This is a genomic window from Streptomyces sp. QH1-20 (assembly GCF_041283565.1).
GTDB lineage: Bacteria > Actinomycetota > Actinomycetes > Streptomycetales > Streptomycetaceae > Streptomyces > Streptomyces syringius.
In genome coordinates, this window is record NZ_CP166299.1 from 2525584 (window position 1) to 2548956 (window position 23373).

At 72.3% G+C, this 23373-nt stretch carries 23 protein-coding genes and 1 other RNA gene; 13 read left to right on the forward strand and 11 right to left on the reverse strand.

All coding sequences use genetic code 11. The features are described 5' to 3' along the window. Positions 1-13: 13 nt before the first annotated feature. Positions 14-682, reverse strand: a complete 669-nt coding sequence (locus tag AB8O64_RS11335; RefSeq protein WP_370419041.1) for an RNA polymerase sigma factor — start codon at positions 680-682, stop codon at positions 14-16. A 263-nt stretch (positions 683-945) separates the two neighbouring features. On the opposite strand from AB8O64_RS11335, the gene AB8O64_RS11340 reads away from it, so the two are divergent. After that, on the forward strand, positions 946-1173 hold the full coding sequence (locus tag AB8O64_RS11340; protein ID WP_370419042.1) for a hypothetical protein: 228 nt from the start codon (positions 946-948) through the stop codon (positions 1171-1173). A 491-nt stretch (positions 1174-1664) separates the two neighbouring features. Further along, positions 1665-2909 (forward strand): tyrosine-type recombinase/integrase, encoded by a 1245-nt coding sequence (locus tag AB8O64_RS11345; protein WP_370419043.1) that lies wholly within the window; start codon positions 1665-1667, stop codon positions 2907-2909. A gap of 94 nt (positions 2910-3003) precedes the next feature. Here the strand turns inward: AB8O64_RS11345 and AB8O64_RS11350 are convergent, their stop codons facing one another. The 3 genes from AB8O64_RS11350 to AB8O64_RS11360 all read right to left on the reverse strand — a co-directional run bounded on the left by AB8O64_RS11350 (position 3004) and on the right by AB8O64_RS11360 (position 5568). Next, positions 3004-3264 (reverse strand): hypothetical protein, encoded by a 261-nt coding sequence (locus tag AB8O64_RS11350; RefSeq protein ID WP_370419044.1) that lies wholly within the window; start codon positions 3262-3264, stop codon positions 3004-3006. Positions 3265-3652: 388 nt separating this feature from the next. Beyond that, positions 3653-4052, reverse strand: an RNA gene (gene rnpB / locus AB8O64_RS11355) — RNase P RNA component class A. Between the two features lie 43 nt (positions 4053-4095). After that, on the reverse strand, positions 4096-5568 hold the full coding sequence (locus AB8O64_RS11360) for an RNB domain-containing ribonuclease (protein WP_370419045.1): 1473 nt from the start codon (positions 5566-5568) through the stop codon (positions 4096-4098). Positions 5569-5702: 134 nt separating this feature from the next. Here AB8O64_RS11360 and yaaA point away from each other — a divergent pair, with 134 nt between their 5' ends. The 3 genes from yaaA to AB8O64_RS11375 all read left to right on the forward strand — a co-directional run bounded on the left by yaaA (position 5703) and on the right by AB8O64_RS11375 (position 7778). After that, positions 5703-6512 (forward strand): peroxide stress protein YaaA, encoded by an 810-nt coding sequence (yaaA, locus tag AB8O64_RS11365; protein WP_370419046.1) that lies wholly within the window; start codon positions 5703-5705, stop codon positions 6510-6512. Between the two features lie 67 nt (positions 6513-6579). Beyond that, on the forward strand, positions 6580-7224 hold the full coding sequence (gene eda / locus AB8O64_RS11370) for a bifunctional 4-hydroxy-2-oxoglutarate aldolase/2-dehydro-3-deoxy-phosphogluconate aldolase (RefSeq protein WP_370419047.1): 645 nt from the start codon (positions 6580-6582) through the stop codon (positions 7222-7224). Positions 7225-7340: 116 nt separating this feature from the next. Next, the gene (locus AB8O64_RS11375) at positions 7341-7778 is read left to right on the forward strand and encodes a hypothetical protein (protein ID WP_365212501.1); all 438 of its coding nucleotides are present in this window, start codon (positions 7341-7343) and stop codon (positions 7776-7778) included. Positions 7779-7868: 90 nt separating this feature from the next. Here AB8O64_RS11375 and AB8O64_RS11380 read toward each other — a convergent pair whose 3' ends face one another. The 4 genes from AB8O64_RS11380 to AB8O64_RS11395 all read right to left on the reverse strand — a co-directional run bounded on the left by AB8O64_RS11380 (position 7869) and on the right by AB8O64_RS11395 (position 12013). Then, positions 7869-9080, reverse strand: a complete 1212-nt coding sequence (locus AB8O64_RS11380; protein WP_370419048.1) for a bifunctional RNase H/acid phosphatase — start codon at positions 9078-9080, stop codon at positions 7869-7871. A gap of 5 nt (positions 9081-9085) precedes the next feature. Next, positions 9086-9829, reverse strand: coding sequence for a zinc ribbon domain-containing protein (locus tag AB8O64_RS11385; protein WP_370423843.1), 744 nt, complete (start codon positions 9827-9829; stop codon positions 9086-9088). 13 nt (positions 9830-9842) lie between these two features. Beyond that, entirely contained in the window at positions 9843-10688 is an 846-nt protein-coding gene (locus tag AB8O64_RS11390) for a Nif3-like dinuclear metal center hexameric protein (RefSeq protein ID WP_356458678.1), read from the reverse strand. Between the two features lie 284 nt (positions 10689-10972). Then, entirely contained in the window at positions 10973-12013 is a 1041-nt protein-coding gene (locus tag AB8O64_RS11395; RefSeq protein WP_356453848.1) for an iron-siderophore ABC transporter substrate-binding protein, read from the reverse strand. 269 nt (positions 12014-12282) lie between these two features. On the opposite strand from AB8O64_RS11395, the gene AB8O64_RS11400 reads away from it, so the two are divergent. Together AB8O64_RS11400 and AB8O64_RS11405 are read left to right on the forward strand one after the other, a co-directional pair. After that, on the forward strand, positions 12283-13644 hold the full coding sequence (locus AB8O64_RS11400; RefSeq protein ID WP_370419049.1) for a hypothetical protein: 1362 nt from the start codon (positions 12283-12285) through the stop codon (positions 13642-13644). 332 nt (positions 13645-13976) lie between these two features. Beyond that, positions 13977-14138, forward strand: coding sequence for a hypothetical protein (locus AB8O64_RS11405; protein WP_370419050.1), 162 nt, complete (start codon positions 13977-13979; stop codon positions 14136-14138). A gap of 32 nt (positions 14139-14170) precedes the next feature. Here AB8O64_RS11405 and AB8O64_RS11410 read toward each other — a convergent pair whose 3' ends face one another. The 3 genes from AB8O64_RS11410 to AB8O64_RS11420 are packed head-to-tail and all read right to left on the reverse strand — an operon-like array spanning position 14171 to position 17173. After that, entirely contained in the window at positions 14171-15145 is a 975-nt protein-coding gene (locus tag AB8O64_RS11410; protein ID WP_370419051.1) for a 3-oxoacyl-ACP reductase, read from the reverse strand. Positions 15146-15173: 28 nt separating this feature from the next. Continuing rightward, positions 15174-16259 carry a zinc-binding dehydrogenase gene (locus AB8O64_RS11415; RefSeq protein ID WP_370419052.1) on the reverse strand — a complete coding sequence of 362 codons (1086 nt, stop codon included), beginning with the start codon at positions 16257-16259 and terminating at the stop codon, positions 15174-15176. 47 nt (positions 16260-16306) lie between these two features. Continuing rightward, on the reverse strand, positions 16307-17173 hold the full coding sequence (locus AB8O64_RS11420; protein WP_370419053.1) for a MaoC/PaaZ C-terminal domain-containing protein: 867 nt from the start codon (positions 17171-17173) through the stop codon (positions 16307-16309). Positions 17174-17450: 277 nt separating this feature from the next. Here AB8O64_RS11420 and AB8O64_RS11425 point away from each other — a divergent pair, with 277 nt between their 5' ends. The 6 genes from AB8O64_RS11425 (at position 17451) to AB8O64_RS11450 (ending at position 23350) form a co-directional block, all read left to right on the forward strand. After that, a complete protein-coding gene (locus AB8O64_RS11425) occupies positions 17451-18605 on the forward strand; it encodes a sensor histidine kinase (protein ID WP_370419054.1) in 1155 nt (384 codons plus the stop codon). Further along, positions 18602-19216 carry a response regulator gene (locus AB8O64_RS11430; RefSeq protein WP_370419055.1) on the forward strand — a complete coding sequence of 205 codons (615 nt, stop codon included), beginning with the start codon at positions 18602-18604 and terminating at the stop codon, positions 19214-19216. The genes AB8O64_RS11425 and AB8O64_RS11430 overlap by 4 nt, the downstream gene beginning before the upstream one ends. 185 nt (positions 19217-19401) lie before the next feature. Further along, positions 19402-20049, forward strand: coding sequence for a class I SAM-dependent methyltransferase (locus AB8O64_RS11435; RefSeq protein ID WP_356453841.1), 648 nt, complete (start codon positions 19402-19404; stop codon positions 20047-20049). 121 nt (positions 20050-20170) lie between these two features. Beyond that, a complete protein-coding gene (locus AB8O64_RS11440) occupies positions 20171-21124 on the forward strand; it encodes an N-acetylmuramoyl-L-alanine amidase (RefSeq protein ID WP_370423844.1) in 954 nt (317 codons plus the stop codon). A 163-nt stretch (positions 21125-21287) separates the two neighbouring features. After that, a complete protein-coding gene (locus tag AB8O64_RS11445) occupies positions 21288-22169 on the forward strand; it encodes a hypothetical protein (protein ID WP_370419056.1) in 882 nt (293 codons plus the stop codon). A 170-nt stretch (positions 22170-22339) separates the two neighbouring features. Then, a complete protein-coding gene (locus tag AB8O64_RS11450) occupies positions 22340-23350 on the forward strand; it encodes an LLM class F420-dependent oxidoreductase (protein ID WP_370419057.1) in 1011 nt (336 codons plus the stop codon). Positions 23351-23373 lie beyond the last annotated feature (23 nt).

Genomic DNA, 23373 nt, shown 5'->3' on the forward strand with positions numbered 1-23373 from the left:
GCGCTCGCTCTGGTCAGCGCGTCGCGACATGCGCCCTTGCCTCTCGTGTGTTGACCCGTGTACCGACATACCTGTTTCTGCCCGCTGCCGCTGTCAGCAGCTCCTCGACCAGTTGGGAAGACGACTCCCCTGCCGGCATGACCTCAGCAAGCTTGCGCAGTGACCGTACCGTCAGGGTACGGACAGCACCGTCCGTCTTCCCCATGATCTCCGCCGTACGCCCAGGACTTTCGCCGTCGAAGAACCGCAGGATCAGGACCTGCTGCTGCTGGGGTCTCAGTTTATGCAGGTGGGCTGCAACGGCTTGAGCCAGAGCACGGTTCTCCGCGTACTCTTCTGGGCTCTGACCGACGCGCGGCCGGTCCAGTTCCAGGTGGTCGGCGTACAGCACTTCCGAGGGGCGCCGCTGCACGGACCGCAGATAGTCGAGCGCGGTGTTCTTCGTGATCGTGCGCAGCCACGCAAGGAAGCTCGTACCTGGCCGATACTTGCTGATGTTCTGGGCGACCTTCAGCCAGACCTCCTGGCTCAGATCCTCCGCAACGTGCCCGTCACGGATATAGAACCGCACCCAGTGGTACACGGTGCCGTTGAGCTCGTCGTACAACGCCGCGATGGCGTCCGCCCCGTCCGCCCCGCCTGCCGCGGCGCGTGTGACCAGGGCTTCCAATATGTCAGTCACGGCGTGTTGTCCCCCCTAGAGCGTGTCCTGCGCAGGTCCCCTACCGCGCCGCCCTCGGGCCGTCTTCACGGTCCCCCCTCAGAGGGAAGGTCACATTCCGTAGCGACGCTGAGGCAGCATAACCGGACACATGCCGAATGCATCGAACAGGCTCGCGACACCCCATGACGCGCGCTGTGGTATATGGTGCAAACCCGCGCCGGGAGAGCAACCCGGCGGGCACAGACCCGAAGCGAAGGGACCCGCGACCAATGCCCGCGTCCATGAGCGCCACCGACCAGACGTTGATGCTCCTGCCGTTCGAGGAGTGGATCTCGATCAGCGCGGCCGCGCAGCGCGCTGACATCGACGAGGACGCTGCCGCCAGCGTCGTACGCGCAGGTCGCCGTCGCGGTGTCCTGCGTACCCGCGGGAAGGGACCGGCCCAGCAGGTCAGGCGGATCTACCCCGCCGCGCGCCGCACCCCTAAGCGCCCCAACGATAGCGACTAGCCCGCCAGCAGACACCTTGGGCTTCTCCCCGGGTGTAACAGATTCCGCTGATCCACGTACGTGTCAGTGCCGGACTGAACGCAACCGGCTCCATCCGGCCGGTTCGGGCCGCCGGGGGACACACACGAGTGGATGAGGACGGCTATGCCTCGCGGTGGCTCCAATGCATTGCTGAGTTTCGAGACGATTGCCGAGCGAATGGAAGTCCCAAAGCGCACCGTGCTCGACAACTACAGGAATTGGGACATCCCCGTCGTACGCATCAGCGACAGGATCCTGCGTGTTCGGGAGCGCGATTTCGAAGCATGGGTTGATGCCCGCACAGAGTGAATTCCAATAAACGAGGCAGGCGCTACTGCCGCGATTAGCAGGCCCACTATCAACCGCTCCGCCTCCTGCTCGTCGGCTTGACCTGCCGCGCCCCGCCCTACGTACAGTCCAACTCCCCTGGCCAGGGCATCACCCAAGAACCGAGTCGCGAGAGGCGTCCTGTGGCACGCAAGCCCACTGTCAAAAAGCGGTGCGACTGCCCCGATCAGAACAGGCCCAAAAAGGGCGGATGTAAGCACAGCTGGTACTACAACCTCACGAACAGTGAAGGCAATCGCACGCGGGCCACCATTCCCGACTCGGTCGGCCTGACCCAGGCCCAGGCTCAGGCAATTCTGGACGGCACGCCCGCCGGCGCGGTCCCGGAACCCGCCGAGGTGAACCTGACCTTCCGGCAATGGGCTGCCGACTGGCTCAGCAGACGCCGAGTCAAGGACACCAGCCTCGAGCAGTACGAGATAGCCATCCGCGTACACCTCAACCCGCGCTGGGGCAGCTACCGCATGCCCGCCATCAAGAAAGCAAAGGTCGAAGCGTGGGTGCAGGAGATGGAAGCCAACCCGCACATCGCCAACTCCACCGCGGACGGCCACTGGAAGGTCTTCCAGATGATCATGAAGGACGCGCAGCAGAACGGGAAGATCACCGCCAACCCCACCTACGAGGTCGAAGGACCCTACGTAGGTACGTCGAAGTCGTACGTCTTCAGCCCGGACGAATGCTGGGCGATCTACGACGAGTTTCCTGAGCGCTACCGCCCCATCCCCATGGCTGGCTTCGCCTGTGGCGTCCGACAGGCAGAGGCGTTCGGCCTGTGCGACGACGTCATCGGGTCGGGCGGACGGCTGCTCACCGTGCGTCGGCAGGTGCTCAGGACGAAGGAGACCGGCTACAGACCCATCCTTGTAGACCGCCTCAAGACGAGCCCGCGCCTCAACTCGAAGGAGGTGCCGATACCTCCGTACTTCCAGGAAGCTCTGGGGGAGTACACGGAGCGCTACCCGCCGCAGGTCACGGAGACCGTCCTGTGGGAGCACAAGAAGAAGATCGATGACTGCAAGCGCGGCTCGGTCCGTGCACTCTTCTGGACGCCACGCGGCGGCCTCCTGAACCGAAACCACTTCAACGACGACCTGTGGAAGCCCACCCTGCTAAAGCTGGGCATCAAGGACGAGGACGGGAACCTCCCGACATACCACGACCTTCGACACACCTTCATCTCCACGTGCCTCCAGAACGGAATCCCTGAGCACACCGTGGCTGCCTGGGTCGGCGACACCGTCGAGGAGCTGCGGCGCACGTACAGCCACCTCCTGAAGAACCACGCCGACACACACGGAGCGGTGGCCGCCAGCCTGACAGCACGGCCGGCACCCTCCCCCTCTCGCGTAGGCATCGCTGCGTGACGCCCCTCCGCACTGCCCCCTCGTAGAGGCATCGGGTTCTGAACCTCAGCGGGGCTGAGGCCGATCATCGGCCTCAGCCCCGCTGAGGCGTTTCTCAGGCCCTGGCCTTGCCTTCGTTGGCCGCCTCACGGGCGCTGGCTCCCTCGATGTCTTCCCGGCGGACGACAACCACGGGCTGTCCGGCGCTGCCGTAGGGGCGGCGGGCGGCGTCACGCAGCCCCGCCCGCATCTCTTCGCCAGCGTGCGCCCAAAAATGGACGTCTACAGGGGTATGAGTCCACTGGTGATCATCCTGCGCGCACAGCGTGATCGTGCCCGGCGCTACGTCGTCGGCGGTGTGGGTATGGCGGCTCACGAGACTCCTCACCTTCAGGCGGACGCGCCTCTCCGGGAGAGCGCCCGTGTGACGGGGCCACCGTAGCGCCCCGCGGGCTGCCCTCCCGTGCCCCCACCCATCGGGGCTATCGGAGAGGTACAAGCCGGAAGTGGCTGCACTGCACGCTGAGGCATCGTGACCAGACCACCCGGATGCCGCAGGGCAAAGGCCATCTGCGCTGGCTCTCGCCTCATCACAGCCGTCTTCGGACCGTCTACAGCCCCGATCCTTCGTGGCTACTTTCATGGCTACGTACGTAGCCGCGCGGTCCCGTTTGAACCGGTGTGGAACGGGGTCTGACCAAGCCCCTTGATCTGCCAAAAAGGGCCCTTGACCAGCGCTTTCGCTGCTCAGAGGCCCTAGTAGGCGGACGAGTCGGCCTGTACGCCGGGTTCTGTCTCCCGAGGGCCTCGCGGCCCGCGGGGAGGCGGCCATCCATCTAGGCCTGCCGTTGCCGGCAGGCTCGTGCGGTCTACCCGCGGACTCGGGCGGGCAGCCCTCGATCGTCCGCGCAGGCCGTCTTGCGACGGCCCTCTTGACCTTGCTCCGGGTGGGGTTTACCTAGCCGTCCGAGTCACCTCGGACGCTGGTGGTCTCTTACACCACCGTTTCACCCTTACCGGAAGCCTCGCGGCCTCCGGCGGTCTGTTTTCTGTGGCACTGTCCCGCGGGTCACCCCGGGTGGGCGTTACCCACCACCCTGCCGTATGGAGCCCGGACGTTCCTCGGGGGATCCGAAGATCCCACGCGGCCGCCCGGCCGGCTCGTCCGCCGTGTCGACCATGCTACCTGGCAGGGGTGACGTCCCCATCACGCCGGGGCGAACCAGACCTTCTCCCGGCCCGGGGACGCCTCGATCAGGCGGACCCGCAGCCGGTGGCCCAGTGCGAGCGGGGGGCCGTCGCCGTCGCCCTCGACGTGGCCGACGACGGCCGGTTCGTACAGGTGCACCGTGCCGGCCGTCGGGCGGTCCTCGCGGACGTCGACGACGTACGCGTCGAAGACCTCGCCGATCCGGTCCCGCAGCAGCGCCGCCTCGACCAGGTCCACGCATTCGCGTTCGGTCCGGGCGGCGCGGCGGGCGCCGGTCTCCATTTCCTGCGGGAGGGTGTCCAGCGCGGACCGTACCCATTCCGGCGCGTCCGTGCCCGCGGCCGCCGCCAGGCACAGTTCGCCGGTGTAGCGGTCCACAAGGCGGCGCAGCGGGGCGGTGCAGTGGGCGTACGGGGCGGCGAGGGCGGCGTGGAAGGAGGCGTCGGGGCTGATGGGGAGGGGGTGCTCGGTGGGGCGGTCGCGGTCGAAGACCGTGTAGCCGGCGCCGCGGAGGAGGGAGGTGCACTCCTGGAGGAACGCCGCGTGCTGGGTGTGCCGGGGGTCGAGGGCGCGGAGGACGACGGCGTACGGCATGCCCTCGGGCCAGTTCACCCCGAGCGAGCGGGCGACGCGGCGCAGCCGTTCGACGGCGGTCTGGGGGGCGGGGGGCAGGGTGCGCAGGATGCCGGTGCCGGCGGTGAGCATCAGCTCGGCGGCGGCCATGCCGGTCATGAGGGAGATCTGGGCGTTCCAGCCGTCGGCGGGCAGCGGGACGCGGTATGCGAGGCGGTAGCGGTCGCCGCGCCGGACGACTTCCTGCTCGGGGACGTTGAGCGAGATGCCGCCGCGCGTCCGCTCCAGCTCCTCCCGGCGCATGCCGATCTCGCGCAGCAGCGACAGCGGTTCCTCGGCCGTGCCGGAGTCGATGGCCCGCTGGACGCCCGCGTAGTCGAGCTTGGCCCGGCTGCGGACGAGGGCCCTGCGGACGTCGGCCCGGACGACTCGGCCGTCCGTGTCGAGGTCGAGCTGCCAGAGCAGGGCGGGGCGGGTGCGGTCGGGGAGGAGGCTGGCGGCGCCCTCGCCGAGTATGTCGGGGTGGAGGGGGATCCGTCCGTCGGGGTAGTAGAGGGTCGTCACCCGGCGGTGCGCCTCGGCGTCCAGGGCCCGGCCGGGGAGGACGAACGCGCCGATGTCGGCGATCGCGTAGTACACCCGGAAGCCGCCGGCGTCGCGGCGGGCCAGGAACATGGCCTGGTCGAGGTCCATCGAGTCGGGCGGGTCGATGGTGAACAGCGGGATGTCCGTGGCGTCGTGCGCGGGAAGGCGGGGTCGCCGCGTGGCCTGTTCCGCCTCGCTGAGGGCAGCGCGGGGGAACTCGGCGGGTACGTCCGACTTCGCACGCAGCTCGCGCAGCGCGGCGCGCAGGGGGGCGCCGTCCGTATCCGTCACATGTATGTGGCGACGGGGCATGGCACCGAGCGTAGGCGGGGTGCGGGCGCGCGGCACGGTGAGTGCGGCGGGCGGCGTTAGGCTCGACGGGGCCCCTTGACCGTTCCGCGCCGCCCACGGCGCGCGCGGGCGTACGTACTGAAGGAGAAACGACCGTGCTCGTGCTGTTGCCGCCGTCCGAGGGGAAGGCCGCGCCCGTCGAGAGCGGTTCCGGTGGTGCCCCGCTGGAGCTCGGTTCGCTGTCCCTGCCGGGGCTGACCGAGGCGCGCCGGGCCGTGCTGGCGGAGCTCGTGGAGCTGTGCGCGGGCGACGAGGACAAGGCGGCGGAGGTCCTCGGGCTGAGCCCGGGGCTGCGGGGCGAGATCGTCAAGAACGCCGCGCTGCCCGCCGCCGGCACCCGGCCCGCCGGGGAGATCTACACGGGCGTGCTGTACGACGCGCTGGGCCTGGCCACCTTGGACCCGGCGGCCCGGCGGCGGGCGGAGCGGTCGCTGCTGGTGTTCTCCGGGCTGTGGGGCGCGGTGCGGATCGGGGACGCGATCCCCTCCTACCGCTGCTCGATGGGGGTGAAGCTGCCGGGGCTGGGCGCGCTCGGCGCGTACTGGCGCGGCCCGATGGCGCGGACCGTGCCCGAGTCGGCGGGCGACGGGCTGGTGTTGGACCTCCGGTCCGCGGCGTACGCCTCCGCGTGGAAGCCGGCCGGTGATGTCGCCGAGCGGACGGCGACCGTGCGGGTCCTTCAGTCGAAGATCGTGAACGGGGTCGAGAAGCGGTCCGTCGTGAGCCACTTCAACAAGGCCACCAAGGGGCGGCTCGTACGGGACCTGCTGACGGCCGGCGTCGAGCCGTCCGGGCCGGGAGAGCTGGCCGCGGCGCTGCGGGAGCTGGGGTACGCGGTGGAGGGCGAGGCTCCGGCCAAGGGCGGGAAGCCCTGGGCGCTGGACGTCGTGGTCACCGAGCTGTAGACACGAGCCCGTTGCACACTGTGCAACGACTGTTGCGGTGTGTGTCGGGCGCGGCGAGGATGCCCGCGTGACCCCCGCCGCCGTACCCGCCTCGCCCGTGTCCGTCCTCGACCTCGCGCCCGTCGTCCCCGTCGTCGTCCTCCACGACGCGGCGGACGCGGTCCCCCTCGCCCGCGCCCTCGTCGCCGGTGGTCTGCCCGCGATCGAGGTGACGCTGCGCACGGAAGCCGCGCTCGACGCGATACGGGCCGTGGCGGCGGACGTGCCGGGCGCGGTGGTGGGCGCCGGGACGGTCCTCACGCCCGGGCAGGTGACCGCGGCGGTCGGGGCGGGGGCGCGGTTCCTGGTGAGTCCCGGCTGGACGGACCGGTTGCTGGAGGCGATGCGGACGGCGGGGGTGCCGTTCCTGCCGGGGGTGTCGACGGCCTCGGAGGTCGTGACGCTGCTGGAGCGCGGGGTGCGCGAGATGAAGTTCTTCCCCGCCGAGGCCGCGGGCGGGGTGCCCTATCTCCGGTCGCTGTCCGCACCGCTGCCCACCGCCCGCTTCTGCCCCACGGGCGGCATCGGGCCCGCCTCGGCGCCCGCGTATCTGGCGCTGCCCAACGTCGGCTGCGTCGGGGGGACATGGATGCTGCCCGCCGACGCGATCCGGGACCGGGACTGGGCGCGGATCGAGGAACTCGCCCGTGCGGCGTCGGCGTTGCGCGGCTGACGGCCCGGTGTCGCGGCCGCCCGCCACTCCATCCGGTGAACGCGCCCCCGACCGGTGGGTGATCGGCCGGGGACTGGCGTCGGGGGCCCGACCGGCTGCCATAGCCTGCCGCTGCCATGAACGATTTCGTTGACGAAGCACGCTCGCGAGTCGCCCACCTGCTCCGGATGGCCAACACGACCGACGACAGGGTCCGGGCGCGGATCATCGAGTACGCCGACACCACTCCGGAACCGCCGGTCATGAGCCGGGCCGGGATCGTCACGACCGGCTGCCCGCAGTGCCATCGCACCGCTTGGCGGCAGCAGGACGCCGAGGGCCCGGTATGGGTCTGCGCCTCGTGCGGCCATGTGGAAGGAGTGATCGTGGAGTGCCCCCATTGCCGCATCGCCATGCGGCCACCGCCTCTCGGTGCTCCGGACCGGTGGCAGTGTCCGGACTGCCCGCGGGTGGCGGCCACCGGGGAGAGTGCCCAGGACATCGAGGACCGTGAACGGCAGCGTCTGGAGGCGCTGGCCCTGTTGGAACGCGCCATCGGGTGGCGCGCGGAGTAGGCCCGCCCGGCGGCTCCGGCGGACGGCCGTACGGCGAAGGGCCCCCACCCTGCGGTGGGGGCCCTTCGTCACGTCAGTGGACGCGACACGTCAGTGACGCAGGTGGGACGTGTCGTTCAGCAGCCGGAGCGAGGCGTTGCCGTCGGCGTAATAGGCGACGGCGGACAGGGAGGCCGCGGAGAGCTCCATGCGGAACAGCGACTCCGGCGGGGCCCCGAGCGCCAGCCGTACCAGCGTCTTGACCGGCGTCACATGGGTGACCAGGAGAACCGTCCGGCCCGCGTAGCGGGCGATGAGCTTGTCCCGCGAGAGCGCGACCCGGCGGGCCACCGCGGCGAAGCTCTCGCCGCCGCCCGTCGGTGCCGCCTTGGAGGAGGCGAGCCAGGCGTCGAGGTCGTCGGGGTAGCGCTCGCGGACCTCGGCGAAGGTCAGTCCCTCCCAGGCGCCGAAGTCGGCCTCGCGCAGCCCCTCGTCTATCCGGACCTCGAGTCCGAGGCGCGCGGCCACGGCCGCCGCGGTCTCCCGGCAGCGGCGCACCGGCGACGACACGACGGCCTGGACGGTGCCCCGCGCGGCGAGGGCGGCCGCGGCCTGCTCGGCCTGCCGGCGCCCGGCGGGCGAGAGTTCGGGGTCGCTGCCGCCGCTGCCGGAGAACCGCTTCTGGGGGGTCAGCGCCGTCTCGCCGTGCCGCAGCAGGACGAACGTCGTCGGCGCGCCCAGGTCGGCCGGGGCGGCCCACCCGACGGGCACGGCCTTCGGCTCGGCGAGCGCCGCCGTGCCGGCGGCGTCCGCGGAGCCGGAAAGGGGTGCGGCGGAAACGGGGGCGGCCGGCTCCGGCGTCATCCGCGTGTGGAGACCCGCGGCCGACGCCCCGGGCTCCCAGCGCTTGCCGGCCTTGCCCGCGTCCATGGCTTCGTTGGCGAGCCGGTCCGCGTGCTTGTTCTTCTCACGCGGGATCCACTGGTACGTGACCTGACCGGCCGGGAGGACGCCACGGGCCTCGGCGGCCAGCGGCTTCATGTCCGGGTGCTTGATCTTCCAGCGGCCGGACATCTGCTCCACGACGAGCTTGGAATCCATCCGGACCTGGACCGTGGCCTCCGGGTCGAGGGCCTTTGCCGCCTTGAGGCCCGCGATGAGGCCCTTGTACTCGGCGACGTTGTTGGTGGCGGTGCCGATGTACTCGGCGGCCTCGGCGAGGGCCTCGCCGGTCACCGGGTCCAGGACGACGGCACCGTAGCCGGCGGGGCCCGGGTTGCCCCGGGAACCGCCGTCCGCCTCGACGATGAAGCGATTCGCCATGGGGCTTACAGGCCCGACTCGCGGGTGCGGACGAGGATGCGGGTGCAGTTCTCGCACCGGACGACCTCGTCCGGGGCCGCGGCGCGCACCTCGTTGAGCCCGGTGATGTCGAGCTCCAGGCGGCAGCCCTCGCAGCGGCGCTGGTTGAGGCGGGCGGCACCGACGCCACCCTCCTTGGTGCGGATCTTGTCGTAGAGCTTGAGCAGATCGGCCGGGATGGAGCCGGCGACGATCTCGCGCTCCTTGGTGACCGAGGCGGCCTCGGCGTCGATCTCGGCGAAGGCGGCGTCGCGGCGGGCGACGGCGTCGTTGACCTTGGCCTGCACGGACTCGACGCGGCCGGTCAGCTCGGTGACGCGCTCCTGGGCGGACTCACGGCGCTCCATGACCTCGAGGACGACGTCCTCCAGGTCGCCCTGGCGCTTGGCGAGCGAAGCGATCTCGCGCTGGAGGTTCTCCAGGTCCTTCGGGGAGATGCCGGCGCCGGAGTCCAGGCGCTGCTGGTCGCGGGCGGCGCGCTGGCGCACCTGGTCCACGTCCTGCTCGGCCTTGGTCTGCTCGCGGGTGGTGTCGCTCTCCTCGGTCTGCGCGGCGACGAGGAGGTCGCGGTGCTGCGTGAGATCGCCTTCGAGGCTCTGGATCTCGGCGTGCTCGGGCAGGCTCTTGCGCTTGTGGGCGAGCTGCGCGAGGCGGGTGTCCAGGGTCTGGAGGTCGAGAAGACGGATCTGGTCGGCGGGCGCGGCGTTCAGTGGAAGCTCCTGATTAGTGGTGGGAAGAGGAAGCGGACGACGCCGCGTGGGCGGTCCAGGGGTCGGTGACCGTACGGGAGATATGGGTGCGCAGCCCCCAGCCGTGGCGGTCGGAGATCTCGTCGAGCTGGGCGGCGGCCTGCTCGATCCAGGGCCATTCGGTGGCCCAGTGCGCCGCGTCCACGAGGGCGAGCGGGCTGTGGTGCTGCGCCTCGGACGCGGGGTGGTGGCGCAGATCGGCGGTGACGTAGGCGTCGACGCCCGCGGCCCGTACGTCGTCGAAGAGGGAGTCGCCGGAGCCGCCGCAGACGGCGACCGTGCGGATGAGGCGCTCGGGGTCGCCGGCGACGCGGATGCCCTGCGCGGTGGCCGGCAGCCGCTCGGCGGCGCGGGCGGCGAACGCGGCGAGGGTCAGCGGGGGCTCGACCTCGCAGATCCGGCCGAGGCCGCGACGGCCCGCGGAGTCGCTCGGGTCGGGTACGAGGGGGCCGGTGACGCGCAGGTCGAGGGCGCCGGCGAGGGCGTCGGAGACCCCGGGGTCGGCGCGGTCGGCGTTGGTGTGCGCGACGTGGAGGGCGATGTCGTTCTTGATGAGGGTGTGCACGACGCGGCCCTTGAAGGTGGAGGCCGCGACCGTCGTCGTTCCGCGCAGATAGAGCGGGTGGTGGGTGACGAGCAGGTCCGCGCCCAGCTCCACGGCTTCGTCGACGACCTCCTGAACGGGGTCGACGGCGAACAGGACCCGGCCGACGGAGGCGTCGGGGTCGCCGCAGACCGTACCGACGGCGTCCCACTGCTCGGCCCGCTCCGGGGGCCAGAGGGCGTCGAGGGCGGCGATGACTTCAGACAGTACGGGCACGGGGAAAGGCTACCTGTCCCTCGTGCCCCCACGGGTCCCCTGGGCGGGGTGCCGGGAATCCGGCCCCGGCCGGGGCGGTCGCCTCCGGCGCGCGCCGGCCCGCCGACCGGGCGGCAGGCCGGTCGGCAGGCCAGGCCGCGAACCCGGCCACGGCCGGACCGGCAAAGCTCCGGCCGTCCCGTCGGCGCCGGGTGCGAGCCGGACTGCCGCCCGGGTCACCACCCAGGGGGCGGGACCCGGGACGAAACCCGGCCCCGCCGGGACGGCCCGGCGAACGGTCCGTCCTACTTCTTCACCAGGTATCCGCGCAGGTCGTCCAGGACGCTGTTCGCCGCGGTGACGCCGAGGCCCAGGTACCAGGTCTCGTCCTGGACGTCCTTGGCCCGGCCGTCCTTGACCGCCTTGAGGTTCTTCCAGAGCGGGTTGTCCTGGGCGCTGTCGCGCTTGGTCTTGTCCGGGTCGCCGTAGACGCCGGTGAAGATCCAGTCCGCGTCGGCCTGGTCGATGTTCTCGGGGCTGATCTCTTCCGCGAGCTTGTCGGCCTGCTGGTTCTTCGGGCGGGGCAGGCCCGCGTCCTTGAGGATGGTGCCGATGAAGGACTGCTGTGCGTACAGGCGCGTGAACTGCGGCAGGTAGCGCAGCATGGTGATCGTCGGCTTCTTCTCGCCGATGTCCTCACCGAGCTGCTTGGCCTTGGCCCCGTACGCGTCGAGCTGCTTCTTGGCGTCGGCGGTCTTGTCCAGGGCGGCCGCGTTGAGGAGGTAGTTCTCCTTCCACGTGAAGCCGGGGCGGACGGAGAACACCGTCGGGGCGATCTTCGAGAGGTCCTTGTAGTTCTTCTCCGCGCGCAGCTTGCTGCCGAGGATCAGGTCGGGCTTGAGCTCGTTGATGGCCTCGAGGTTGAGGTTGCTGATGGTGCCGACGCTCTTGGGGTCGCCGACGTCCTTCTTCAGGTACGCAGGGATCTCCTGGCTGCCCTCGCTCGGGGCCCAGCCGACCGGCTTGATGCCGAGGGAGACGACGTTGTCCAGCTCGCCGACATCGAGGACGACGACGCGCTTGGGCATCTCCTTGATCTCGGTCTTGCCCAGCGCGTGGGTGATCGTCCGCGGGAACTGGCCGGGCTTCGCGTCCGTGCCCATCTTCGCGGTCTCCTCGGCCGCCTTGCCGAAGTCCTTGCCGCCCTGGGCGACGGACTTGGAGCCGTTGCCCCCGTCCTTGCCCGCCTCGCCGTCCTTCCCGTCGGAGGAACCACAGGCCGCGAGCGAGAGCGCGGCGGCTACGGAAAGGGCGACGGCGGCGGTGCCGCGGCGGCGGAGGGACATGGGGTGCTCCTGATCGGGGGGAAGGGGGCGACCGGTCGGCCGGAGGCGGAAACGCGCCAGGCGGCAGGGCGGTCAAGGGAGCCTGCTCGGCCACTCCCGCGGCCACTTAGGTCGGCCTTACTTTAAACAGCCGCCCAATGAGGAGCACACCCACCCCCAGCCCCTCAGGCAAATCAGGCGAACACCACCCTTAAGCGTGAAGCGGCCTCACTCTCAAGGTTCGGGACGTAGTGCGATAACTACGTTCAGTGCCGGAGGTGACGTTTCTCATGACGGTCTGTGTCCCCCAGAGCGCTCCACCGAACACCCCATCCGGCCCACCGAAGGACCGCGGCCGCACCTCGTTCACGGTCACGGCGGACGGTTCGTACGCCGCGTGGCTGGCTCTCGGCCGTGGCACCGGTGGCTGGTTTCCGGAGCGCTGGACGCTCGGCGGCCCCGAGCCCTACGCGGTCCCGCTGCCCGGCAGCCAGCCCGAGGAACCCGACAGCGAGGTACTGCCGCTCGCCGACGGCCGGGTGCTGATCCGCCGCCGGGTCGCCGAGCGGTACGCGCTGTCGCTGCTCTACCCCACCGGCCCCGGCACCGGCGAGCTGCCGCTCGGCGCGATCGAGTGCCCCCGGCTGTCCCTGCTGCCCCCCGCGCCCGACGGCTCGTCCGCCTTCGCCCTCGTGCACGGCGAGCGGTCGACCACCCTGTGGCGGGTGCACGGCGGCGCCTTCGGGCCCGAGCGGGTCACCGAGCTGCCGGGCCGCTGCGGGGGCGGCGCCTGGCTCGACCGCACGGGCCGGATGCTCGCGCTCGACCGCGAGCTGGACGGGCGCACCAAGGCCGTGGTGGTCGACCTGGGCCGCGGCGGCGAGACGAGCCCGCTGCTGCAGATCACGGAGGAGAGCAACGACCGTCTGCTGCTGGCCGACCCGGACAGCGGCCTGCTGCTCGTGCGGTCCGACGCGCCCGGGCAGGACCGGCTCGGGTGGGGGGTGCTCGGCTCGGCGCGGCCGGTGCGCTTCCCCGAGTGCCTGCGGATGGCCGACGCGGCGGTGACCCCCTTCGCCGCGCAGCCGGGGCAGGTGCTGATGCCCGAGGGGTGTGCGGTGGCGCTCCGCATCGACGGGGCGGCGGGCAGCTGGGTGGGGGTGTGGCGGCCGTCGGGGCGGCGGGTGCAGCAGTTCCCGGCGCCGGTGGGGTGGCTGGCGGGCGCGGGCCTGTGGACCGCCGACGGCGAGCTGCGACTGCCGTACGTCACGCCGTACGTGCCCTGCGGGCTGGCACGGTTGCGGCTGCCCGGCGCGGACGGCAAGCGCGGCCCCCGCGAGGAGGACGCGGAGCAGGAGCCGGGCGGTCCACCGCAGGGCCCGGTCTGCGTCCCACCGGAGGCCGCGGCACCGGACGGGCCGGACGCGCACGACGAGCCGGACGGGCAGGAGGAGGCCCCGCCTCCCAGGGCCTGGGCGGCCGGGGTGGGGGCGACACCGCGGCCCGCGTCGCACGCGGCACCGACGGCGCAGCTCTGGCAGGCGGTGCAGCCGACGCTCACGGAAGGCTGCGCCGGGTTCCCGGAGCCGGACCCGGGCGCCGCGCCCCGGCCCGTCCCGCTCCAGCAAGCACCCCTGGGCCGGACCCCCTAGGACGTATCCGCCCGGCGGACCCGACGGGCCCACGACGCCCGGCACCGCGCTCGGTCGCGTTGCCGGGCGCCCGTCTGTCCGCACCCGTTTCCGTCCGGTTCCGGCGTCGCGAGAATGCGAACACACCGGCGAACCGGGTGGCTCCGCGATCAAGGTCCCCGTTAGAATCGGGCGGGGGTTGTGCGGCTGTACCGGCCGGGCACCGGCGGTGAACCGAACGGTCGCGCGTGAGAAGCGTGTGCAGCGTGTTGACGTCCGTCGATGCCGTGCGCCATTGCCACGGCCCCCGACGCGCAGTGCACGCATCCCCTTCCCACGGAGTGACTCTTCCCATGCCCGACGCCCGAACCGACACGACCGAGGCGCGCCCCCGCGAGGCGTCCGCCCAGGCCGCAGCCACCGGCTCCGGCAGGCACCGCGGCCCGGCTTCCCCGAACGACCACGGCGCCCCCGCCCATGGCAAGCACCGCCGCAATACGACGGACAACCACTGACCCCGTCCTCTCCACAGGACTCCACGGGTCCCTCACCCGCCGGACGGGCCGCCTCGGGCGTCCGTCCGGTGGGACAGGCCCAGCACCTCCACGCTCGCGAAGGTCTCCCGCGACGGCCGCCCCGCGTAATAAGGGGTGAGCAGCCCGTCGAGCTCCTCGACGCTGAAGGCCTCCCCGGCCGTGTCGAACGTGGCCGCCACCTTGGGCCGTTCGACGACGGCGACCATGCCGCCGTGCACCACGAAGACCTGTCCGCTGATGTGCGCGGCCGCCGGTGAGGCGAGATAGCCCACGAGCGGTGAGACGTGTTCGGGCGCCAGCGGGTCGAGCCCCTTGCCGTCCGCCTCGATGCTCTCGAAGACGTCCTCGGTCATCCGGGTCCGGGCCCGGGGGCAGATCACATTCGAGGTGACCCCGTATTTGCGCAGCGCCTCCGCCGTCGAGGTGGTGAGGCCGACGATGCCGCCCTTGGCCGCCGCGTAGTTGGGCTGCCCGGCCGAGCCGGCGAGGAAGGCCTCGGAGGAGGTGTTGACGATCCGTCCGTACACCGGCCTACCCGTGGCCTTCGCCCGGTCCCGCCAGTGTGCGGCGGCGAAGCGGACGGTGTTGAAGTGGCCCTTGAGGTGCACGCGGACCACGGAGTCCCATTCCTCCTCGGTCATCGAGAAGACCATCCGGTCCCGCAGGATGCCCGCGTTGTTGACGAGGATGTCCAGCGAGCCGCCGGTGTCGAGGGCCAGTTGGACGAGGGCGCGGGCCTCTTCGAAGTCGGCGACGTCGCCGAGGTGGGCGGTGGCGCTGCCGCCCGCCGCCCGGATCTGTGCCACGACCGCCTCGGCGGGTGCGGCGGACGCCTCGCCCGAGCCGTCGCGGCCCGGTTGTCCGTAGTCGTTGACGATGACGTGGGCGCCGAGCCGGGCCAGTTCGAGGGCCTCGGCCCGGCCGAGTCCGCGCCCGGCGCCGGTGACGATCGCGGTCCGGCCCCGCAGGGTCGCTTGCGCTGACATGCGCCTCCCTCTCCCGGAATCGAACCGGTCAGATCTCGACGCAGGTGCGCAGCGCCTCACCGGTGCGCATCTGGTCGATCGCGTCGTTGATCCCGGCGAGCGGGACCCGGTGGGTGATGAGCCCGGCGAGGTCGATCCGGCCGGCCCGCCACAGGGCGATGGCCCGCTCGTAGGACCGCAGCACGTCGCCGCCGCCGTACAGGGACGGCAGGATCCGCTTCTCGTCGAAGAACAGCTCGAACATGCTGACCTTGAAGTGGTCGTCCAGCGCGCCCGCTCCGACGACGCACAGGGTGCCGCCGCGCCGGGTCGTCTCGTACGCGGTGCGGGCCGTGGCGGAGGTGCCGACGACCTCGAAGACGTAGTCGAAGCCCTCGCCGCCGGTGATCCGCTTCTTGGCGTCGGCCAGGGCGTCCGGGGCGACGGCGTCCGTCGCGCCGAAGCGCAGCGCGGCGTCGCGGCGGGAGGCGACGGGGTCCACGGCGACGATGCGGGCGGCGCCCGCGGCCCGCGCGCCCTGGATCGTGTTGATGCCGACGCCGCCGCAGCCGATGACGGCGACGGAGGAACCGGCGTCGACCCGCGCGGTGTTGAGGGCGGCCCCGAGGCCGGTGGTGACGCCGCAGCCGATGAGGGCGGCGATCTCGTAGGGCACGTCGTCCGGGATCGGCACCGCGCACACGGCTCCGACGACGACCTCCTCGGCGAAGGTGCCGGTGCCGGCGAAGCCGAAGACATCGGACGGGGAGCCGCCCGCGCGCCGGAAGTTGGGGGCGCCGGCGGCCGCGAGTCCGGCGAGGCACAGCTGGGTCTGGCCGCGCCGGCAGGACGGGCAGGTCCCGCAGGAGGGCAGCCAGCAGACCAGGACGCGGTCGCCCGGCTTGACGGCGGTGACGCCGTCCCCGACGTCGAGCACCTCGCCGGCGCCCTCGTGACCGGGGACGAAGGGGGCGGGCTGCGGCAGTACGCCGCTCATCGCGGACAGGTCGGAATGGCACAGTCCGGCGGCCCGGAGGCGCAGTCTGACCTTTCCGGGGCCGAAGCCCACGGCCTCGACGTCGTCGAGGACTTCGAGCTTGTCCTGGCCGATCTCGTGCTGGACGGCTGCGCGCATGGTGCGTATCCCTTCGGTGTTCCAGGATTCGCGGACAGGGGTGTGGTTCAGGTGTGCTCGACGACGGTGTCGGCGAGGACCGGCGCGTCCTCGCGCTCGACGGCCGTCACGGACACCTGGACCCGGCCGGGGCCCGGGCTCTGGCGCCACATCCGCACGCGCAGGGTCTCGCCGGGGAAGACGACGCCCGTGAAGCGGGTCGCGTAGGAGCGGACGCGGGTCACATCACCGTCGAGCACGGTGTCGACGACGGCCTTGAGGACGATGCCGTAGCTGCACAGGCCGTGCAGGATCGGCCGGTCGAAGCCGGCGGAGGCGGCGAACTCCGGGTCGGCGTGCAGCGGGTTCCAGTCCCCGGAGAGGCGGTAGAGCAGGGCCTGGTCGGGGCGGGTGGGGCGCAGGGCCGTCAGGTCCGGCTCGCGCGTGGGCGCGGGGAGCCGGTCGGAGGGGCCGCGCTCGCCGCCGAAGCCGCCCTCGTCGCGGACGAAGATCCGGCAGTCGCTGGTCCACAGCGGGCCCTCGGCGTCGGCGGCGTCCGCGCGCAGCACGATGACGGCGGCCTTGCCCTTGTCGTACACGGCGGCGACGCGGGAGGTGAGCGTGGCCGAGCCGCGGGCGGGCAGCGGCCGGTGCAGCCCGATGGTCTGCCCGCCGTGCAGCACGCGGGCGAGGTCGACGTCGACACCGGGCGCGGAGAGGCCGCCGGCCAGGGCCATGCCGCCGCCCGCGACGGTCGCGAAACTGGGGAGCACGGCGAGCCTGCTCTCCAGGGTGTAGCGGAGCTCCTCCGGGTCGGTGGGCCGGGCCGCGCCGGCCCCGATGCCGAGGTGGTAGAGGAGGACGTCCTTGTGGTCCCAGGAGAGCTCGACGCTACGGGGTTTCGCCCCGACCGCCTGGCTTACGTCGATGGGCATCGGGGCGACGGCTCCTTCGCGGTGTGGTCGAAGACCCCGACCCGGCCGTCCGCACCGCAGGCCGCGCCGGGGTCGCTGCCGGGCCGGCCCGCTCGCGCTCGGTACTGGAACGCGTTCCAGCCGATCCGATGCACCCTTGTATAGCCGATCGCCGTGGGGGCCGGAAGGCCGCGGACCGCATTGCCTGACGGGGCGTCACATGCCATGACAAAAGTCACCGCACGCCTTGGACAGATGCATCTGCGCAGCTCACCGCCCTGTTCCATAGGGTCGGAGCATGAGTGGAGCGATGCAGCGGATCGAACGGATGAGATCGCCGGACCGGCGGGGGTTCCTGCCGTGGCTTCTCATCCTCACCGGGGACGTGATCGACCTGTGCCGGGGCAGGCTGCCGCTGCCCTGGCTCGGCGCCGCGGCACTGGCGGCCTTCGTCGCCCTCTACGTCACCACCGTCTTCCTCGGCCTCGACGAGCGCCGCCGGGAGACGCGCGCCCCGCTGGCGTCGCTCGCCGCCCTGGCCGCCGTGACCTACGCGCTCACCACCGGCTATGGCGGCGACTGGCTGCTGTGCTTCCCCTTGCTCTCCCTGGCCGCCGGCATCGTGCTGCGCGGCAGCGGCCCCCGGCTCGGGGCGGCGCTGGCGGCGTTCGGCACCACGGTCGGGGTGCTGATGGCCGTGCACAACGACACCGAGGACGTCCTGGCCATCGCCTGGGGCACCGCGCTGTCGGGCCTGGTCGCGGCCGCCCTGCTGAACCTCTTCGAGACGGTGGAACGGCTGCGCGCCACCCGCGAGGAGCTGGCCCACGCCGCCGTCGAACGCGAACGGCTGCGGTTCTCCCGCGATCTGCACGATCTGCTCGGCCACACCATGTCCGTGATTGTGGTCAAGGCCGAGGCGGTACGCCGGCTGGCCCCGCGCGACCTGGACGCGGCCGTCGGCCAGGCCGCCGACATCGAGGCGGTGGGCCGCCAGGCCCTCACCGAGATCCGGGAGGCCGTCACCGGCTACCGCGAGGGCAGCCTCACCACCGAACTCGAACGGGCCCGCTCCCTCCTCGACGCCTCCGGCATCGCGACCGACATCCGCCAGTCGGGCCCGCCCCTGCCACCGCAGACCGCGGCGCTGCTCGGCTGGGTGGTGCGCGAGGGCGTCACCAACGTCGTCCGGCACAGCGCCGCGGCCCGCTGCGCGATCGAGGTGCGCGGCGAGCCGGACCGGGTCCATCTGGAGATCATCGACGACGGCCGCGGCGTAGGCTCGGCAGCCGCCGAACCGGACGGTGCCAAGGGCGGTACAGGCCTCAAGGGACTGACCGAGCGGCTGGCCGCCGCGGGCGGCGCACTGGCCGCCGGACCCGACGGTAAGCGGGGCTTCCGCCTGGTGGCGGAACTCCCGGTGGACGACGAAGAGGAGGGCCGGGCCGCATGAGCCGCGTCATCAGCGTGCTGCTTGCCGAGGACCAGGGCATGATGCGGGGCGCGCTCGCGCTGCTGCTCGGCCTGGAGGACGACATCGAGATCGTCGCGCAGGTCGGCGACGGCGACGAGATCCTGCCCCAGGCCCTGGCGACCCGGCCCGACATCGCCCTCCTCGACATCGAACTGCCGGGCCGCAGCGGCCTCGACGCGGCGGCCGACCTGCGGGAACGGCTGCCGGAATGCCGGGTGCTGATTCTCACCACCTTCGGCCGGCCCGGGTATCTGCGCCGGGCCATGGAGGCGGGGGCGTCCGGATTCCTGGTCAAGGACGGCCCCGTCGAGGAACTCGCCGCGGCGATTCGCCGGGTGCTGGCGGGAGAGCGCGTCATCGACCCGGCCCTGGCCGCGGCGGCCCTGAGCGCCGGCCCCAACCCGCTCACCCAGCGCGAACGCGACGTGCTGGCCGCGGCGGTGGACGGGGCGACGGTGGCGGACATCGCGTCACGGGTGCACCTGTCGCCCGCGACGGTGCGGAATTATTTGTCGGCGGCGATAGGGAAGACGGCGACGCGCAACCGCATGGAGGCGGTGCGGGCTGCTCGGCAGAACGGTTGGCTGTAGCTCCGGGCGAGCGCCCGGAGGGCGCTGTCCTCAATCGCCGGACGGGCTTGAAATGTGCGACCGCCCCTGGCCGGACGGCCGCCCGGCCCCTGCACCGGAGGGCCTGGGCCCGCCCCCGGCATGGCGCGCGCAACGCCATGCGGCAGCATGAGGCGCCACGACCCGCACCGCCAGGAGGAGACCGCATGCCCCCCAAACCCGAGGTACTCGCCGCTTTCGAGGCGGCGAAGGGCTTCATGCCGGTCGACGAGGGTCTCGCCCTCTACGCCGCCGCCGAGGAGGCGGCGGTGCTCGGGCCGCTGCTCGAAGTCGGTACGTACTGCGGGCGCTCCACCCTTCTGCTGGCCGCCGCCGCGCGGGAGGCCGGGACGACGGCCGTGACCGTCGACCACCACCGGGGCAGCGAGGAGCAGCAGCCCGGCTGGGAGTACCACGACCCGTCCGTCGTGGACGACGACCCCGGCGTGGGCCGCATGGACACCCTGCCGACCTTCCGCCGCACGCTCTACAAGGCGGGCCTGGAACCGCATGTGATCGCGATCGTCGGCCGGTCGCCGCAGGTCGCGGCGGTCTGGGGGACGCCGGTCGGGCTGGTGTTCATCGACGGCGGGCACACCGACGAGCATGCGAACGCCGACTACGAGGGCTGGGCCCCGCACGTCGCCCCGGGCGGGCTGCTCGTCATCCATGACGTCTTCCCCGACCCGGCGGACGGCGGGCAGGCGCCGTACCGCGTCTATCTCCGGGCCCTGGAGTCCGGCGAGTTCGCCGAGGTCTCGGTGACGCGCTCGCTGCGCGTGCTGCGCCGGGTGGCCGGACCCCGCGCCGCGTAGGTACTTCGCGGAGGGGGTCTCGCGGCGCGGGCGGCGGCGCTAGCATCGCCGGGTGTCCAACGGCAGGAATTCCCGCATGCCCGGCCGCCTGGGCGGCACCACCCTCCGCACCCCCCTTCTCGTGGCGCTGGCCGCGTTACTGGCGCTCTCGCTGGCGGGCTGGCTTCTGTGGGACGCCGCCTCGGGCGGTGGCGCGGACGACGCCAAGTCGCCGGTGGCGGCCTCCTCCGCGACGCATCCCGCTCCGTCGGGCCAGTCCGGCACGTCCGGACCGTCCGGGAAGCCGTCGCCCGCGCTCCCCTCGCCGTTCGTGACGCCGCCGTCGAAGCCGACGGGTGAGGCGTCACGTCCCGCCGACGAGGCGACGGCGGCGGGGACGGTCGGCCGGCCCCGTGCCGACGGTCCGCTCAAGGGCAAGGTCGTCGTCATCGATCCCGGTCACAACACCCGTAACCGTGACCACACCGCCGAGATCAACCGTTCCGTCGACATCGGCACCGGGCGCAAGGAGTGCGACACCACCGGCACGTCCACCGACGACGGCTACGCCGAGGCCACGTTCACCCTCGACGTCGCGCACCGGATCCGGACGATGCTCCAGGACCAGGGCGTCACCGTGAGCTTCACCCACGACGGCGACCGGCCGTACGGGCCGTGCGTGGACGAGCGGGCCGCGATCGGCAACAAGGCGAAGGCCGACGCCGTGGTGTCCGTGCACGCGGACGGTTCGGCGGTCGGCAATCGCGGCTTCCATGTGATCCTGCCCGCGACCGTGCGCGGCGGCCGGGCGGACACCGCGCCCATCGTCGGGCCGTCGAAGGAGCTCGGCGCGCGGATCGCCGGGAACTTCGTACGGACGACCGGGAGCGCGCCGTCCAACTACATCGGGGGCGGCACCGGTCTGGACACCCGGTCCGATCTGGGGGGCCTCAATCTCTCCACCCAGCCGAAGGTGTTCGTCGAATGCGGCAACATGCGTGACCCGAAGGACGCCGCTCTGCTCACCGACACCGCGTGGCGCGAGAAGGCGGCGCGAGGGATCGCGGACGGCATTACGGACTTCCTGCGAGGGTAGATACCAGCAGGCCACGGCCGTGTCACGAGGGTGATACGAAGGAGACGCCCCGACCGCCCAGGCGATAGGTTCACCCGTACGATGGGGCGGCCACCCCCGCGCCCCCGCAGCTCGCGTATCGGCGACCGCGACGACTTCTGACAGCTCTGACAAAGGATTTTAGGTGAACATCCGCTCCCTCACTCGAGGCGACGGCGTGGTGATCGGAGCAGCGGTGTTGCTGTTCATCGCCTCGTTCCTCGATTTTTACTCCGTCGATTGCAGTGGCCAGTTCTGCGACAAGTCGGAACTTCCCAACCTGTGGGACTCGAAGCTCTTCCCGGTGCTGCCCACCGTCGTCCTCGCCGGGATCGTCGGCGCGGTGCTCATCATCGCGGGCCGCTTCCAGCCCCAGGGCCGCAATCTGCTCGGGCTCACGCTCGACCAGTGGGGCACCGCTCTGACGGTGTTCGCCGCGTGGTCCTCGCTGTGGACGATGTTCGGCGGCGCCCTGGAGGACAACGACAAGGTCGGTGCGGGCATCGGCCGCATCCTGGCGCTCATCGCGCTGCTCGTGATGGCCGCCGGTGCGCTGCTCACGCAGCGGATCCCCGCGCTGAAGGCCCCGCTGATGGGCGCTCCGGCGCCGCAGGCCCCGTCCCCGTACGGCGCCGGTCCGGGCTACGGCTACCCGGGTCCGGGCGGCATGCAGCAGGGCCAGGCCCCGTACGGCGCGCAGCAGCAGCCCTACGGCGCGCAGGCCGGTCAGACCGGTCAGCCGCAGGCCCCGCAGCAGGACCAGTCGGCTCCGGCTCAGGCGCAGCCCGCCGGTCCTGTGGGGGCCCAGCCCGCCGCGGCTCCCGCCGGCGACTTCGCCCCGTTCTGGTTCGCGGTGCCGGTGGCCCGCCCCCTGTACGGGGAGGACGGCTCGCCGACGCAGATCGCCGAGCTCGCGCCCGGCACGTGGTACCTCGCGGTGGACCAGCGCGGTCAGGCGCTCGTCGCGCAGACGCAGGACGGCCGACGCGGCGTGCTGCAGGACACCACGGGCATCCAGCGCGGCTGAGGCACGCGCCGGAGGAAGCTCCGTCATCGAAGGCCCGCCGGGGTTGCCCGGCGGGCCTTCGCCTTTGCCCGTGACCGGCATGTGCCTCTTGTCGGGGGCGGCCGGTGGCCCGTACAGTCGCCGGACCTTGCCTGACGGCTCGTCAGCTCCAGCGGAAGGGGCGGCACGGCATGCGACTCGGCCTGGCACTCGGCTATTGGGGCCGCGGCCCCGACCCGCGGCATGTGGAGCTCGCCCGGCAGGCCGAGCGGCTGGGCTACCACTCGGTGTGGACGTCCGAGTCCTGGGGCTCCGACGCCTTCACCGCGCTCACCTGGATCGCCGCCCGCACGACACGGATCCTGCTCGGCACGGCCGTGGCCCAGATGGCGGCCCGCGCGCCCACCGCCACGGCGATGCACGCGCTGACGCTCGACCACCTCTCCGGGGGCCGGGTGCTGCTCGGGCTGGGGCTGTCGGGGCCGCAGGTGGTGGAGGGGTGGTACGGACGCCCGTTCCCGGCGAGCCCGCTGACCGCTACCCGCGAGTATGTGGACGTCGTCCGGCAGGTGCTGCGCCGGGAAGCCCCCGTCACGCTCGACGGCCGCTTCCATCCCCTTCCCTACACCGGCCCCGGAGCCACCGGCCTCGGCAAACCACTGAAGTCCGTCACCCATCCGCTGCGCTCCGGACTGCCGGTCCTGCTCGGCGCGGAGGGCCCCCGGAACATCGCCCAGACCGCGCGCATCGCCGACGGCTGGCTGCCGCTGTACTGGTCACCCGAGCGCGCGGACGTCTACACGGCCTCCCTGGGCGCGGCGCCCGCGGGGTTCATGGTCGCGCCCATGGTGCGGGCGCAGGTGTGCGCCGACGTCGCCGAGGGACTGCGGCCGGTGAAGGCGATGCTCGGCTTCTACATCGGCGGGATGGGGCACGCGACCCGTAACTTCCACGCCGACCTGATGGCGCGGATGGGCTTCGAGGACGCGGCGACGCGGGTGCGGGAGCTGTTTCTCGCGGGGCGGCGGGCGGAAGCGGTGGAAGCGGTGCCGGACTCCTTCGCCGACGAGATCTCCCTGGTCGGGCCGAGGGAGCGGATCGCCGAGCGGCTGACGGCGTGGCGCGCGGGGCCGGTCACGGATCTGCTGGTGACCGCGCCCGACCCCGGGACGCTGCGGGTGCTGGCGGAGCTCAACGCGTGAGCGGGAGCCGGAGCCGGCCGCAC